Here is a 12,995-nt window from a genome sequence, read left to right as displayed (position 1 = left end):
CCGCCGGGCCTTCAACATCAAGCCCAACGGCGATTACCTAGTCATCCGGGCAAATGCTGTGGAAAACAACGTGGTCTTTTTCAAAATGGAACAAGGGAGGCGCTCCTCGGTACAGTGGGTCGGCAAGCTCCCGGTCCCAGGCAACCAGTGGAACGCGCTCCGTGTGGTGGTCACCGGGAAGAAGATTGAGGGGTCCCTGAATAGCACGAAGTATGTCGACTATACTTGGAAGGAGAACATCGACGGCAGGATCGTTCTGTGGTCCAAGGCGGACTCGTACATTTTCTTCGGGGACGTATCCGTCAAGCCGAAGTGACCGCAATATCCTGACGTGCCCGAAACAGGGCAAATTGAGGAATAATGAAACGTACCTTGTTTATTCTTTCCTTAGGCTGCCACAACCGGCGATTTCGTCCTGATCGGCAGCGAAGTGAACCCGGTGATCCAGGTGCTGGTGGGCCATGGCATCAGCGTAACGGCCGTGCACAGCCATATGCTTTTCGAGTCTCGGCGCCTTTTCTTCCTCCACTTATGGGGCTACGACGACCCGGAGAAACTGGCGACCGGCCTCAAGGCGGCGCTCGGAAGGATCAACCTTGCCAAATGACATGAAAGAGACAGGTGAGACAACACTTAATGACGCTGGGGAGGCCCTGATGCCGGTCAGCCTCTGGGAGTTGGTCCTGTATTTCCTGCGCCTGGGTTCCAGCGGTTTCGGCGGCCCCATCGCCCTTGCCGGTTACATGCAGCGTGATCTGATGCCGCGTAAATGGATTACGGAGGACGAATACCGGGAGGGGCTCGCCTTCTCCCAGATGATGCCGGGCCCACTTGCCGCCCAACTTGCGATGTGGATTGGATTCCTGCGTCACGGCGTAGTCGGCGCTTCGCTGGTGGGCATCGTCTTCATACTACCGACCTTCTTGATCGTGGTCGTCATTTCTTATCTTTACGTAGCCTACCACGGGCTTTCCGTGGTTCAGGCCCTCTTCTACGGCATTGGCCCAGCGATAATCGCCATCGTGGCCCTTTCCGCTTTTCGCTTGGCCAGGACCACGGTCGGTTCCGACCGGCGCCTGTGGGCGATATTCGGTGTCGTGGCGCTGGCCACCGTGGCAGCCCGTACCGAAATCGCGCTGTTGTTCGTCGCCGCGGGCCTCGTCGGCGTGCTCCTGTACGCCCCTGCGGGGAGTTGGACAAAACCCTGGTCCACGGTTTCCAGTCTTTTCAGCGTTCCGGCGGCCTTAGGCATACCCGTTAGCATTCCGGTTCTGCTGGAACTCGGCACTTTCTTCACCAAGGCCGGCGCGTTCACCTTCGGCAGCGGATTGGCCATCGTTCCCTTCCTCCACGAGGGAGTGGTCCTCCACTACCACTGGCTGAACGAGCGCGAGTTCCTGGACGCAGTTGCCGTGGGGATCATCACTCCGGGCCCGGTGGTGATCACTGCAGCCTTCGTCGGTTATCTGGTCGCCGGATTCTGGGGAGCGCTCGTGGCTGCAGCCGGGGTGTTCCTGCCGGTCTATTGTTTCGTCCTATTTGTCGGCCGCTATATCATCCGCTATAGGGAAAAGCCCGCCGTGAAGGGATTCGTAAAGGGGGCAACTTCGGCCGCGTCCGGGGCAATAGCGGGGGCGGCGGTCATCCTTGGGGAAGGCTCCATTATTGACCCCGCGACCGCCATCATAGGCCTCGCAAGCGTGCTGGTCCTCTGGCGCTTCAAGATACCCGAGCCGCTTCTAATCGCTATCGCAGCCGTGGCAGGTGTCATGCTGTACAAGTGCTGAAGGGAAGGAAGGGGGCTGCCCAGCCGGTTCAGGCCAGGCAGCAAAAAAAGAAGGAGAATCAAGATGAGAAGAAGACTTTTGATAATTCCTCTGATGGTGGCAACCCTTGTGATTGGCTGCACAAGATCCCAGGCAACCGTGAAGTATCCGCGGGGCCAAGGGGGGGCTGCCGGACAGGCGCTGCGATGGAATTTCGATGCAGATAAGGTTGGAGGCGTTCCCGCAGGAGTCGAGGTGTTCAGCGGGACCTGGGAGGTTATAAAAGATGCAGGCGCTCCGAGTTCGCCAAATGTGCTGTGCCAAACGGGATCGGCACAGTACCCGGCGCTCTCCCTGAGCGACAAAGTTTTCGCTGATTTCGTCGCGACGGCTCGATTCAAACCCGTCTCAGGCAGTGTCGACCGGGCTGCCGGGATTATCTTCCGGATTCAGGACAAAGATAATTACTACATCCTGAGAGCCAACGCCTTGGAAGACAACGTGAACCTCTATCGGTACTCGGGTGGAAGCCGTAGCCTCATCAAGGAAGGTTCGGCACGGGTCCCTTCAGGCAACTGGCAGGAATTACGGATTGAGGTAAAGGGAGAAACCATGCGCGGGTTCTTGAACGGCGCCCTGGTTATCGAAACCCGCGATGACGACTTCAAGGCTGGCCGGGTCGGGTTATGGACCAAGGCGGATTCGGTGACCTGCTTCGATAATGTCGAGGTAACTGCTCAATGAACATCACGCTTGCTGCGAAAGGAGGACAAGATGAAATGGATTACGCGAGAGCATGTCAAAGTGGACCGGGTGGCCTGTCCCTGGCTGATCAGGTGTTTTATCGATAAGGACGTTTCGTTTACCACTTGTCGCACCTTAGAACGGCATCATCTGTCGGGTGTATGGGGGGGCATGCATCTGCCTGATTAATTTTCCATAGTTCCCTCTAACTTTCCCAATTCCGGGCTCCCTCTTTTTCAGTTGCGTCACTTCTGCCAAATCACATCTCGTACTGGGGCGTCGCGGTCCTATTCTACCGAGTCGCATCCACTACTACCATCTTGGTTGTGGGGGGATGTTCTTCTTTTGAGGGGTGCTGCTGCGGTGCCAGGAGGAGGTGGTTTCGGCATCAACCGGCAACTCGTGAATGAAGAATGTAAGGACTTTATTGTCGATGTAACAACTTAATTGTCTCCCGACAGCTGCTGCAGCCTAGAGAGGCATACCCAGCCTGCGCATCTTTTCCACGAGGGTGGTGCGGTTGATGCTGAGCATGGCCGCGGCTCGGGCTTTGACACCGCCGGACAGCTGCAGGGCTTCGCCGATCATGCGCTTCTCGATCTCGCTGATGGCCTGCACCATGTCGATGCCGGCCGGCGTCACGCTGACGGAGTGGTTGCCTTCCTGGTGGTTCTTGGCGATGTTGGCGGGGAGGTCGCGAAGCGTGATGACGTCACCTTCGGTGAGTGCGACAATGCGCTCCATGATGTTCTCCAACTCGCGCACGTTGCCATTCCAGGGGTACGCCTCGAGCGCCTCCAGGGCGTCCTTGTCGAGGTGCATGATGGGACGCTGCATGGAACGGCAGTTCTTCTCCAGAAAATGCCTGGTGAGGGGGAGGATGTCCTCGATGCGCTCACGCAGAGGCGGGATCAGGACCGGGATGACGTTGAGCCGGTAGAAGAGGTCCTCGCGGAAGTTGCCGCGCGCGACTTCCTCCTCGAGGTTCACGTTGGTGGCGGAAATGACACGCACGTCCAGCTTGATCTGCTTGTTTGAGCCGACCCGCTCGACTTCCTGCTCCTGCAGCACGCGCAACAGCTTGGTCTGCAGGTGCATGGGAAGGGTGCCGATCTCGTCAAGGAAAATGGTGCCGTTGTTGGCGGCCTCGAATTTGCCTACCTTCTCCTTCACTGCACCGGTGAAGGCTCCCTTCACGTGCCCGAAGAGTTCGCTCTCCAGGAGGTTTTCCGGGATAGCGGAGCAGTTGACCGCGATGAAGGGCTTCTCTTTCCGGTTGCCGTTGAAGTGGATCGCCTTGGCGACCAACTCCTTGCCGGTGCCGGACTCGCCCAGGATGAGGACGGTGGAATCGGTCTTGATGATCCGCTTCATGCGCGAGAAGAGCTGCTGCATGGCCTGCGAGTTTCCGATGATGTTGGCGAACTCGTACTTGTCCTGCAGCTGCTTCTTGAGGTAGACGTTCTCGCTTAAGAGCTGCCCCTTTTCCACGGCCTTGTCGATGATGATGCGCAGCTCTTCGATGTTGAGGGGCTTGGTGATGTAGTCGTAGGCCCCTTTCTTCATCGCCTGCACCGCGGTTTCGGCGGAGCCGTGGCCGGTGACCAGGATGACCTCGGTGCGCGGGGAGTCCTGCTTCACCCGCGTGAGGATGTCAATGCCGTTCACGTCGGGCAGGAAGAGGTCGCTGATGACGATGTCGAACGGCTCGCTCGCCAGTTGCTCCAGGCCTTCCTTGCCGCTGGAGCATCCCTTGATGGCAAAGCCGCTTGCCTTGAGCAGGATGAGCATCGCCTCGCGGCTGCCGTCATCGTCTTCTATGAGCAGTATCTTGGTGGTCGGTTTCATTCGGTAATTTCCATTGTTAGAGGTTTCTTCAATAACACGTATGAGCGCATTTGGCAAGACGCCAATTTGACGTAAAGCCTTGTTCCGATATACTTGGGCGGGTTTTTCGGGTGAAATTAAGAGTTCTCTGCGGAGGGAATCATGAATGTCGTGAACCTGTTTCCGGTCCTGTTCGTCCTGTTCCTCGTGGTCGCTTTCCTGGCTAATGCCATCCGTATCCTCCCCGAGTATGAGCGAGGGGTGTTGTTCCGCCTCGGCCGGGTCAAGAAGGTGCGTGGTCCAGGGCTTGTGCTCATCATCCCGGGCATCGACCGGCTGGTGCGGGTCTCGCTGCGCATCGTTGCCATGGACGTGCCGTCCCAGGACGTGATCACACACGACAACGTTACCGTCAAGGTCTCGGCGGTCGTCTACTTCCGCGTGGTCGACGCGGTACGGGCCGTGGTCGAGATGGAGAACTACCTCTATGCGACCAGCCAGCTCTCCCAGACCACACTGAGGAGCGTGCTGGGCCAGGTGGATCTCGACGAGCTCCTTGCCAACCGTGAAAAGATCAACAAGGAACTCCAGGAGATCCTGGACCGGCAGACGGAGCCCTGGGGGGTGAAGGTGTCGACGGTCGAGGTCAAGAACATCGACCTGCCGCAGGAGATGCAGCGTGCGATAGCCAGGCAGGCGGAGGCGGAACGCGAGCGGCGCGCTAAGGTTATCCACGCAGAAGGCGAACTGCAGGCTTCCGAGAAGCTGGCCCAGGCGGCAAAGGTGATGGGGGACGAACCGATGTCACTGCAGCTGCGCTACCTGCAGACGCTGACCGAGATCGCGGCGGAGAAGAATTCAACGACCATTTTCCCGGTCCCTATCGATCTCATCAAGGTTTTCATCGACCGGATGTAGGATACCCTCACCCTAGCCCTCTCCCAGAGGGAGAGGGGATGGAGCGGGGGAGAGGGGATGGGACGCGAGGGCAGAGCGCGGGAAACCGCGGCAAACGTTGACTATGCCATCAGGTTGTGAGACATTGGCGCCATCTTATTTGAACTTGCAAAGGCATGGTTACGGCGGATGGACCTGAAAGAGGCACAGGCGGATAACCAGAAAAGACATCCATGGGAAACCTCCCGGCTGGATGCCTTGCACGACATCCTTTGTGACCACCTTACGGAGGGGGTGCGGGTACTGGATATCGGTTGCGGCGATGGCTTTGTTGCCGAAAATCTTTTCAGTGGCCTCCGACACAGGGAAGTCGCTGCTGTTGACAGCAACCTCACCCGTGAACAACTAGTAAATTTCACCGCGGCCAGGTCCGATATCTCCTTTCAAAGGGAGTTGCCGCAATCGGGGAGCTTCGACCTGATCCTGCTGTTAGACGTGCTCGAGCATATAGAGGATGATGTCTCTTTCCTCAAGAACGTTGTGAACAGGTACCTTGAGGCCAAAGGCGCCGTCATGATAACGGTGCCCGCCTTCCAGGCCCTTTTCAGCGGTCACGACGCATTCCTGGGACACTACCGGCGCTACAGCCTTCCCGCACTGGTTCAACTCGCCGAGGTCGCGGGGTTGAAGGTCCGGCGCTCGGGTTACCTGTTTTCATCATTGCTGCTGCCAAAGTTGGTGCTCTTCAAGTTGCTGAACTCCGCCGATGTCTCGGAGGGGGTAGGGCAGTGGCGCCGGGGCGCGCTGCTCACTTCTCTCATCAAACTGGCGCTGAGATTGGACAACAAGCTTCTGCTTGCGGCGGGCCGCCTGGGGATCAAGATCCCGGGGCTGACAGGATGGGTGCTATGCGAAAAACAAGGATAATAGTGCCCTGCTACAACGAATCACAGCGCCTTGTGCCGCAGGCATTTCTGTCCCTGGTGCACGAGAACCCCTCCTTGTCCTTCCTCTTCGTCAACGACGGCAGCACAGACTCTACCCTCCAGATTCTCGGCTCCATACGGGATGGCAATCCCGGGCAGGTCGACGTGCTCGATCTCGAGACCAACCGCGGCAAGGCGGAGGCGGTCAGACGCGGGATCCTCGATGCGTGCGATGGGCCCTTTGATTATGTGGGGTATTGGGACGCCGACCTGGCCACGCCGCTCGACGCCATCGCGGATTTCTGCGAGGTGCTGGAAACGCGCCAGGTCGATGCGGTGCTTGGTTCACGCGTACGCCTGTTGGGGAGAAGGATCAAACGCAGGCCGCTGCGGCACTACCTGGGCCGTGTGTTCGCGACCTTCGCGTCGATGCTGCTTGGTATGCACATTTACGACACCCAGTGCGGGGCCAAGATCTTCAGAAATTCCACCGCGTTGAGGATCGTCTTTGGCACCCCGTTCAAGGTGCGCTGGACCTTCGACGTGGAGATGCTGGCCCGGTTTCCACTGGCGCTGGAATGCTCCAGCGCCGAGGCGAGCGCCAACTGGGTTGAATTTCCTCTGCAGGAATGGCGGGATATAAAAGGGTCCAAGGTCGGTATGACGGACTACCTGAACGCGTTGGCGGAGTTCGGCACCATGCTTTTCTACCTGAGAACCCCGGCGAGGAAGGCGTACAAACGCTACCTGGAAGGGTGGCGCGGCCGCCCCGCCGATTCCCGGATCTGACCGCGCTTGCTGCCTTGCGTATACCTCGCTTGCCAATGACACAGCGTTGGGTAACATAGTACCTGGATCACAAAGACACTACGTGTTATTTGATTACAAGGAGGAATACCTGATGCTGACCGAAAAGCTGTGCTCCGCTCTCAACAAGCAGCTCAACAACGAACTTTACTCTGCTTATCTCTACCTTTCCATGTCTTCCTATGCCTCTTCCATCGGACTCAAAGGAAGCGCCAACTGGTTCATGGTCCAGTACCAGGAAGAGATGGTTCACGCCATGAAGTTTTATAACTACATCAACAGCCGCGGAGAGCACGTGAAGCTGCAGGCGATCGACGCACCTCCTGCCGAGTTCAAGAACCTGCTGGACATGTTCGAGCAGACTTTGAAACACGAGCTCACCATCACCTCCTCGATCAACGAACTCACCGACCTTGCCCTTACAGAAAAGGATCACGCCACCAACATCTTCCTGCAATGGTTCGTGACCGAGCAGATCGAGGAGGAGGAAAACGACAGGGATATCATCGGGAAGCTGAAGCTGATCGGCGACAACGGGCAGGGGCTGTTGATGCTGGATAACGAGCTGGCGGCCAGGGTGTTTGTGCCGCCGGCGGCTACAGCGGCGTAGGGGGCCTAACCAAGGCAAAGGGGAAATCCCCTCTGTCTCTCCTTCGCAAAAGGGAGTACGCCGGCTCACGAGCAGCGCTTCGTGACGGAGGGCGGTGCGGGGGATGCTACGAAGGGATTGCGGCACAGATGGCAACTGGCGACGCCCTCACCCCCGCCCCTCTCCCGGAGGGAGAGGGGAGACGGACATACACAAAAGGGCCCCGCAACCACGGGGCCCTTTTTTATTCCGATCAGAGGAGTTTGAAAACTAGTCCTTCTGGATCTTCGCGGTCTTTTTCAGCTGCTCCACGAGGCTCGTGATTTCCTGCTGCACTTTCTGCTTTTTCAGGAAGTCGGTGATCTTCTCCTTCACGTTCTCGAACTTCTCGGCTCCGGCTTCCTGCCTGTCGGTCACCTTGATGATGTGGTAGCCGAACTCGGACTCGACAACGCCGCTCACTTCACCGGTCTTCATGCCAAACGCGGCTTTCTCGAAGGCGGGAACCATCTCGCCGCGGCCGAAGGCGCCGAGGTCGCCACCCTGGCTCGCGGAAGGGCAGGAGGATTCTGCTTTGGCGATCGCTGCGAAATCCTCACCGGCCTTCACCCGCTTGAGGAGCGCTTCGGCCTTTTCCTTGGCGCGCTTGCGCTCCTCCGGGGTCGCCTTCGCGTCGGCTCCCACCAGGATGTGGCTGGCGCGGACCGCCTCGGGCAACTTGAAATAGGCGTCCTTGTTATCCTCGTAGAACTTCTTGGCCTCGGCATCGGTGGCCGCCGCCTTGGCGGTGAACTTCTGCTCGATGAAGTTGTTGATGACGATGTCTTTGCGGGTGAAGTCCTGCATGTCCTGCATGGTCATGTCGACGCTCTTCAGCGCATCGATGAACTCCTCGTCGGTCTTGAACTTGGAGCGGTTTTGGGACACTTTGTCCGTGACCTGCTTGTCCAGATCGGGAATCTCCAGCTTGGTGGCTTCCTGGTACAAAAGCTCAACCGAGGTCAGCTGCTCCAGTACGGCCGCTTCCGCTTCCTTCTGGGCCTCCGGCGCCAGTGGCTGCTTCACCTGGCTTTGCGCCAGCATCACCTTGAGGGCACGGTCCATATCCAGTTTGGTGATCACGGAGCCGTTGACGCGGAGCACCGCGACGTTGGCCGGATGCTGGGATTGCTGCGCCAGCTCCCTTTGCTGCTGCTCTTTCTGAAGGTCTGACACTTCCTTGAGCGCATCCTTGTCCTGGTCTCGCGCCGGCTCTTTGGCTGCTTCCTTCGCGACTTCCTTGGCTGGGGCCTTGGCGGCCTCCTTGGCCGGTTCCTGAACGGCTGCCTTGACCGCAGGTTTGGCCGCGCCCTTGTCGGCGGCTGCAGGGGCCTTGGCGACGGTTTTGACCTTGGCTGCGGGCTTGGCTCCCTTCTTGGCGTGCTTTTTCGCGGCGGCTTTCTTGGCGGGCTTGGCGGCGCTCTTTGCGGCCGGTTCAGCAGTTGCGGCGACGCCGGCTTCCTCGGCAAGAGCTCCGGCGGGAATCGTCAGGGCCATAAGAAGGGCTGCGACGGCAGGCACTGTGGATTTCTTAAAGGAAAACATGCACATCTCCTTTGTGATATTTTTAACAACGGATAGTAGCATCTAACACGGCCCAATTCAAATCAGAAAACAGAATGTAAGGAAAAGCGTCATAATTTGTTGTTGGGGGTTTTATTGCGCTGCGGAATGTGATAAGAATGACTGCACATTTTTCTCCGGTTACAACTTCCAGAACCAAAAGGAGCATACGACATGTCGAAGAAAAGCGAACAGGCCGCTCTGCTGGCCTTCCTGGCCGGAGCCGCGGTAGCTGCGGGTGCCGCACTCCTCTTTACACCGAAAACCGGCCGCGAGGTACGCGAAAAGCTGGGCGAAGCGAAAGACGAGGCGCTGGACAAACTGAAGGGATGCGTGAGGAACGCGAAGATGCGCTCCAGGAAGAACGGCTCGGATCCGCTCAATTACGACGGCGGAGACTGCTGGATATAAACGGAAAAAGGCCGGGCCCCTGGATGGGTCCGGCCTTTGTTTTTTAGAGCCCCAGTTCCCGCTGGGCCGCTTCCAGGTATTCCCTTATCGCCCGGGCGCTCTCCATGCCGAGCACCCGGTCGCCGATCTCCTGTGCCTGCCGAAGGGTGATGCGCCGCACGGCTTCCTTCACCCGGGGGATATTGGGCGCCGAAAGGCTGAAGCTGCGCAGGCCAAGCCCCATGAGCAGTATCGCGTTAATGGGCTCACCCGCCATTTCACCGCACAGCGAAGCCGGCTTTCCCGCGCCTGCCGCCGCATCCGCCACCTTCTTTATCGAATGCAGCACCGCCGGATGGTACGGGTCGTACCATTTCCTCACCCTGGGGTTGTTCCGGTCACAGGCCAGCGTGTACTGGATGAGGTCGTTGGTCCCGATGCTCAGGTAGTCCACCTCCTTTACCAGCATGTCGGCCCCCAGCACCGCCGCCGGCAACTCCACCATCACGCCGAGGCCGATGCGCGCATCGAAACCGCGCCCCTCCCGCGTCAACTCTTCCTTCACCTCTTCGAGGATCACCTTGACGCGCCGCACCTCGTCCACCCCCGAGATCATCGGGAGCATGAGGGTGCACTTTCCCGACGCCGAGGCGATCAGGATCGCGGCCAGCTGCTCCCTGAGGATGTCCTCCCGGTCCAGCGACAGGCGCATGGAGCGCCACCCCAGAAACGGGTTGTCCTCCTTGGGGTGCGGGAAGTAGGAAAGCCCCTTGTCGCCGCCGATGTCCAGGGTCCTTATGTTCACCGGGAGTCCGGGGAATCCTTCCAGCACCTTGCGGTACACCGACGCCTGCACCTGGCGGCTGGGGAGGGACGCGCGTGTCATGAAGGGGAACTCGGTGCGATACAGGCCGACACCCTCGGCGCCGTGCAGGTGCGCCACCTTCAGGTCGCTCAAGAGGCCGATGTTGGCCAAGAGGGTGATGGTGCAGCCGTCGGGGGTGCGGGCGGGAAGATCGCGGATTTCCTCCAGGGCGCGCTGTCTCTGGTCGAACTCGCCCTGCAGCCGCACGTATTCCTGCTTGACCGCCTGATCCGGGTTCACGTAGACGCACCCGGAGTTGCCGTCGACCACCACCTCGCTGCGCACGCCGACCCGGTTCAGGAGCCCCTCGACACCGAAGACGGCGGGGATGCCGAGAGCCCGCGCCATGATGGCGGCATGGGCGTTCTGGTTTCCCTTTTCGGTGGCGATGCCGATCACCTTGCCGTGGTCCATGATGGCCAGGTCCGAGGGGAGCAGTTCCCGCGCCACGATGATGCGATCGTCGCGCAGACGCTCGCGGTGTTTGCTGTGGCCGTTCAGTGCGTCGCAGATCCTGCGGCCGATGTCCTCCATGTCGGCGGAGCGTTCGCGCAGGTAGGGGTCCTCCATCCGGGCGAAGGCGGAGACATAGGCCTCGACCACCTGGTTCACCGCGCGGTGAGCGCCGAGCCCCTCCTCGATGAGGGCGGTGATCTTGGCTATGAAGCCGCGGTCTTCGAGGATCATGAGGTGGCTGTGGAAGATGGCCGCGTCGGCCTCGGAGAGGATCTCCCCCATCCTCTTTTCCATGTATATGGTGTGGATGCGGGCCTTTTCCAGGGCCTGCTGGAACATGTTCAGCTCTTCGGCGCGGGGGCGGGCGCGCTCCAGTATCGCCTCCTCTGTGGGGCCTCTGTGGTGCAGGATGGAGACCTTGCCCAGGGCGAAGCCGGGGGAGATGCCGATGCCGGTCAGGGCGGCGGAGGAGGAAGACGACTTGCGCGAGGTGCGCCCCCCCTCCTTGAGGACGCCGCTCTTCATGAGGCGGTCAACCTCGGCGGCGTAGAAGGCGCGCTCCTCCTCCTTCTTGCGGACGGAGTCGAGCAGTTTGGCGTTGGAGACGATGCTGGAAATCTGCCAGGCTATAGTGGAGACGGCGCTGATCTCGTGGGGGGTGAAGGTTCTGGCCTCCCTGTTCTGGATGACCAGTACCCCCATCGGGGTGTCGCGTTCGAAGAAGGGGACGCCCAGGAAGGAGAGGACCTTCTCCTCCTTGGTCTTTCTGAAGTACTTGTAGCGGGGATGCCGCGGGGCGTTGTCGGTGGCCACCACGCCGCGCTGCTCCACGACCAGGCCGGTGAGGCCCTCGGAGATCTTCATGGTGATGCCGACGGAAAGCCTGGAAAGACCGCGGGTCGCGTGCAGCCTCAGTGTCTCGCCGTCCTCCTCCAGGAGGTAGATGGAGCATACGTCGGAGGACATCCTCTTAGCGACCAGGTTGACGATGTTGTCCAGAGTCTCCTGCAGATCGTGGGACTGGAGAATCAGCGCGCTGATGTCCTCCAGTGTCCTCAGTCCCAGTTGCTCACCTGCCTCCTCTGGCATTACCTACCCCTTTGCGTGTGATGGTCGCAGTATAGATGAGTAAAATGATATGTGAAAGCTTTTAATGCAATTTTAGCAGCTCTTAAGTTGGCAAAGCGGTCCTATCTCTGTTATAGTGTGCGCCAATGAAATCCGATTGGAGTCGTGGAGGTGGCAATGGCAACAACTTTTGATGAGAAGCTGGCAAACGGCATAGCGCATATGGAGTCCGGCGAGTACGCCCAGGCCGTGGAGGCATTCAAGGGTTGCATCGCACTGGAGCCCCAGAACGCGGAGGGTTACTTCTACCTCGGCGAGGCACACTCCGAGGGGGGGCAGGTGGATGACGCCATCGCCGCCCTCAAGAAGGGGCTGGAACTCGCCCCTGAGGACCTGGACGGGCTTACCGCCCTGGGCGATGTCTATTTTGAATCAGGCAAGCACAAGGACGCGCTGGCCTGTTACCGGAAGGTGACCGAACTGCAGCCCAAGGATTGCGACGGCTATGTCAGCATGGGTCTCGTGTACAACGCCATGGAACGAGCCGACGACGCGCTGAAGGCGTTCGAGAGGGCGCTTGAGCTCGATCCCGGCAATGTCTTCGCCCTGAACGCCATGGGGGATCTCTACTACGGTTTGGGTGACAACGAGAAGGCCATCGCCGCGTACCACAAGGGGATCGAGATCGACCCCACCGACGCCACCGCCCGTTTCAACCTGGGCGAGCTCTACTACGACATGGACGACCTGGAGGCGGCCGAGCGCGAGACCCTGGAGGCGATCCGCCTCGATCCGGATTTCACCATGAGCTACCTGACCTTGGGCAACATCTGCATCGACCAGGACCGTACCGCCGACGCCATCAAGCACTTCGAGAACTACCTGAAGAGGGAGCACTCGCCCCAGGCCAGGGAGATGATCGCCGAGGTCAAGGCGGTTATCGAGGGGCTCAAGGAAGAGATGAAGTAGGGGGCAGGGGTTAGGGACTAGGGACTAGGGACTAGGGACTAGCTAAAGAATAGAGTAAAGAGAAGGGGAGCCGATTGGGCTCCCCTTTT

General features: G+C 59.4%; 13 protein-coding genes and 1 pseudogene. 11 read left to right on the top strand and 3 right to left on the bottom strand.

What is annotated here, in order from left to right; all coding sequences use genetic code 11:
* Positions 1-70 precede the first annotated feature (70 nt).
* From KP001_RS07030 to KP001_RS22350, 5 genes and pseudogenes are all read left to right on the top strand, one after another.
* Positions 71-316 (top strand): hypothetical protein, encoded by a 246-nt coding sequence (locus tag KP001_RS07030; RefSeq protein WP_217288822.1) that lies wholly within the window; start codon positions 71-73, stop codon positions 314-316.
* An 87-nt stretch (positions 317-403) separates the two neighbouring features.
* A pseudogene (locus KP001_RS07025) lies at positions 404-607 on the top strand (DUF1259 domain-containing protein); the annotation flags it as partial.
* A gap of 49 nt (positions 608-656) precedes the next feature.
* Positions 657-1,787, top strand: a complete 1,131-nt coding sequence (gene chrA, locus KP001_RS07020) for a chromate efflux transporter (protein ID WP_217288820.1) — start codon at positions 657-659, stop codon at positions 1,785-1,787.
* Positions 1,788-1,850: 63 nt separating this feature from the next.
* On the top strand, positions 1,851-2,510 hold the full coding sequence (locus KP001_RS07015; protein ID WP_217288819.1) for a 3-keto-alpha-glucoside-1,2-lyase-like domain-containing protein: 660 nt from the start codon (positions 1,851-1,853) through the stop codon (positions 2,508-2,510).
* Positions 2,511-2,540: 30 nt separating this feature from the next.
* The gene (locus KP001_RS22350; RefSeq protein WP_217288818.1) at positions 2,541-2,699 is read left to right on the top strand and encodes a chromate resistance protein ChrB domain-containing protein; all 159 of its coding nucleotides are present in this window, start codon (positions 2,541-2,543) and stop codon (positions 2,697-2,699) included.
* Positions 2,700-2,981: 282 nt separating this feature from the next.
* Here the strand turns inward: KP001_RS22350 and KP001_RS07005 are convergent, their stop codons facing one another.
* Positions 2,982-4,358 carry a sigma-54-dependent transcriptional regulator gene (locus tag KP001_RS07005; RefSeq protein WP_217288817.1) on the bottom strand — a complete coding sequence of 459 codons (1,377 nt, stop codon included), beginning with the start codon at positions 4,356-4,358 and terminating at the stop codon, positions 2,982-2,984.
* Between the two features lie 141 nt (positions 4,359-4,499).
* Between KP001_RS07005 and KP001_RS07000 the strand changes: the two genes are divergently transcribed.
* From KP001_RS07000 to KP001_RS06985, 4 genes are all read left to right on the top strand, one after another.
* Positions 4,500-5,255 (top strand): slipin family protein, encoded by a 756-nt coding sequence (locus KP001_RS07000; protein WP_217288816.1) that lies wholly within the window; start codon positions 4,500-4,502, stop codon positions 5,253-5,255.
* A 168-nt stretch (positions 5,256-5,423) separates the two neighbouring features.
* Positions 5,424-6,161: a class I SAM-dependent methyltransferase gene (locus tag KP001_RS06995; RefSeq protein ID WP_217288815.1), complete on the top strand. Its 738-nt coding sequence runs from the start codon at positions 5,424-5,426 to the stop codon at positions 6,159-6,161.
* On the top strand, positions 6,143-6,949 hold the full coding sequence (locus KP001_RS06990; RefSeq protein WP_217288814.1) for a glycosyltransferase: 807 nt from the start codon (positions 6,143-6,145) through the stop codon (positions 6,947-6,949). Before KP001_RS06995 ends, KP001_RS06990 begins: the two co-directional genes overlap by 19 nt.
* A 112-nt stretch (positions 6,950-7,061) precedes the next feature.
* On the top strand, positions 7,062-7,577 hold the full coding sequence (locus KP001_RS06985) for a ferritin (protein ID WP_217288813.1): 516 nt from the start codon (positions 7,062-7,064) through the stop codon (positions 7,575-7,577).
* A 249-nt stretch (positions 7,578-7,826) separates the two neighbouring features.
* On the opposite strand, the gene KP001_RS22195 is transcribed toward KP001_RS06985, so the two are convergent.
* Complete coding sequence (locus KP001_RS22195) at positions 7,827-9,140, bottom strand: peptidylprolyl isomerase (protein ID WP_217288812.1); 1,314 nt, start codon at positions 9,138-9,140, stop codon at positions 7,827-7,829.
* A gap of 192 nt (positions 9,141-9,332) precedes the next feature.
* Between KP001_RS22195 and KP001_RS06975 the strand changes: the two genes are divergently transcribed.
* The gene (locus KP001_RS06975) at positions 9,333-9,569 is read left to right on the top strand and encodes a YtxH domain-containing protein (RefSeq protein ID WP_217288811.1); all 237 of its coding nucleotides are present in this window, start codon (positions 9,333-9,335) and stop codon (positions 9,567-9,569) included.
* A gap of 43 nt (positions 9,570-9,612) precedes the next feature.
* On the opposite strand, the gene ptsP is transcribed toward KP001_RS06975, so the two are convergent.
* On the bottom strand, positions 9,613-11,958 hold the full coding sequence (gene ptsP / locus KP001_RS06970) for a phosphoenolpyruvate--protein phosphotransferase (RefSeq protein ID WP_217288810.1): 2,346 nt from the start codon (positions 11,956-11,958) through the stop codon (positions 9,613-9,615).
* A gap of 156 nt (positions 11,959-12,114) precedes the next feature.
* Between ptsP and KP001_RS06965 the strand changes: the two genes are divergently transcribed.
* Positions 12,115-12,906, top strand: a complete 792-nt coding sequence (locus KP001_RS06965; RefSeq protein WP_217288809.1) for a tetratricopeptide repeat protein — start codon at positions 12,115-12,117, stop codon at positions 12,904-12,906.
* Positions 12,907-12,995: the final 89 nt, after the last annotated feature.

The organism is Geomonas subterranea, from assembly GCF_019063845.1.
GTDB lineage: Bacteria > Desulfobacterota > Desulfuromonadia > Geobacterales > Geobacteraceae > Geomonas > Geomonas subterranea.
This window is presented reverse-complemented; position numbering and strand designations above follow the sequence as displayed.

Bases quoted from the DNA above. Each gene is read 5' to 3' on its own strand.
- KP001_RS06965 (WP_217288809.1), top strand. From the start codon at position 12,115: ATGGCAACAACTTTTGATGAGAAGCTGGCAAACGGCATAGCGCATATG.
- KP001_RS06985 (WP_217288813.1), top strand. From the start codon at position 7,062: ATGCTGACCGAAAAGCTGTGCTCCGCTCTCAACAAGCAGCTCAACAAC.
- KP001_RS06975 (WP_217288811.1), top strand. From the start codon at position 9,333: ATGTCGAAGAAAAGCGAACAGGCCGCTCTGCTGGCCTTCCTGGCCGGA.
- KP001_RS22195 (WP_217288812.1), bottom strand. From the start codon at position 9,140: ATGTTTTCCTTTAAGAAATCCACAGTGCCTGCCGTCGCAGCCCTTCTT.
- KP001_RS07005 (WP_217288817.1), bottom strand. From the start codon at position 4,358: ATGAAACCGACCACCAAGATACTGCTCATAGAAGACGATGACGGCAGC.
- KP001_RS06990 (WP_217288814.1), top strand. From the start codon at position 6,143: ATGCGAAAAACAAGGATAATAGTGCCCTGCTACAACGAATCACAGCGC.
- KP001_RS06995 (WP_217288815.1), top strand. From the start codon at position 5,424: ATGGACCTGAAAGAGGCACAGGCGGATAACCAGAAAAGACATCCATGG.
- chrA (WP_217288820.1), top strand. From the start codon at position 657: ATGCCGGTCAGCCTCTGGGAGTTGGTCCTGTATTTCCTGCGCCTGGGT.
- KP001_RS07015 (WP_217288819.1), top strand. From the start codon at position 1,851: ATGAGAAGAAGACTTTTGATAATTCCTCTGATGGTGGCAACCCTTGTG.
- ptsP (WP_217288810.1), bottom strand. From the start codon at position 11,958: ATGCCAGAGGAGGCAGGTGAGCAACTGGGACTGAGGACACTGGAGGAC.
- KP001_RS07000 (WP_217288816.1), top strand. From the start codon at position 4,500: ATGAATGTCGTGAACCTGTTTCCGGTCCTGTTCGTCCTGTTCCTCGTG.
- KP001_RS22350 (WP_217288818.1), top strand. From the start codon at position 2,541: ATGAAATGGATTACGCGAGAGCATGTCAAAGTGGACCGGGTGGCCTGT.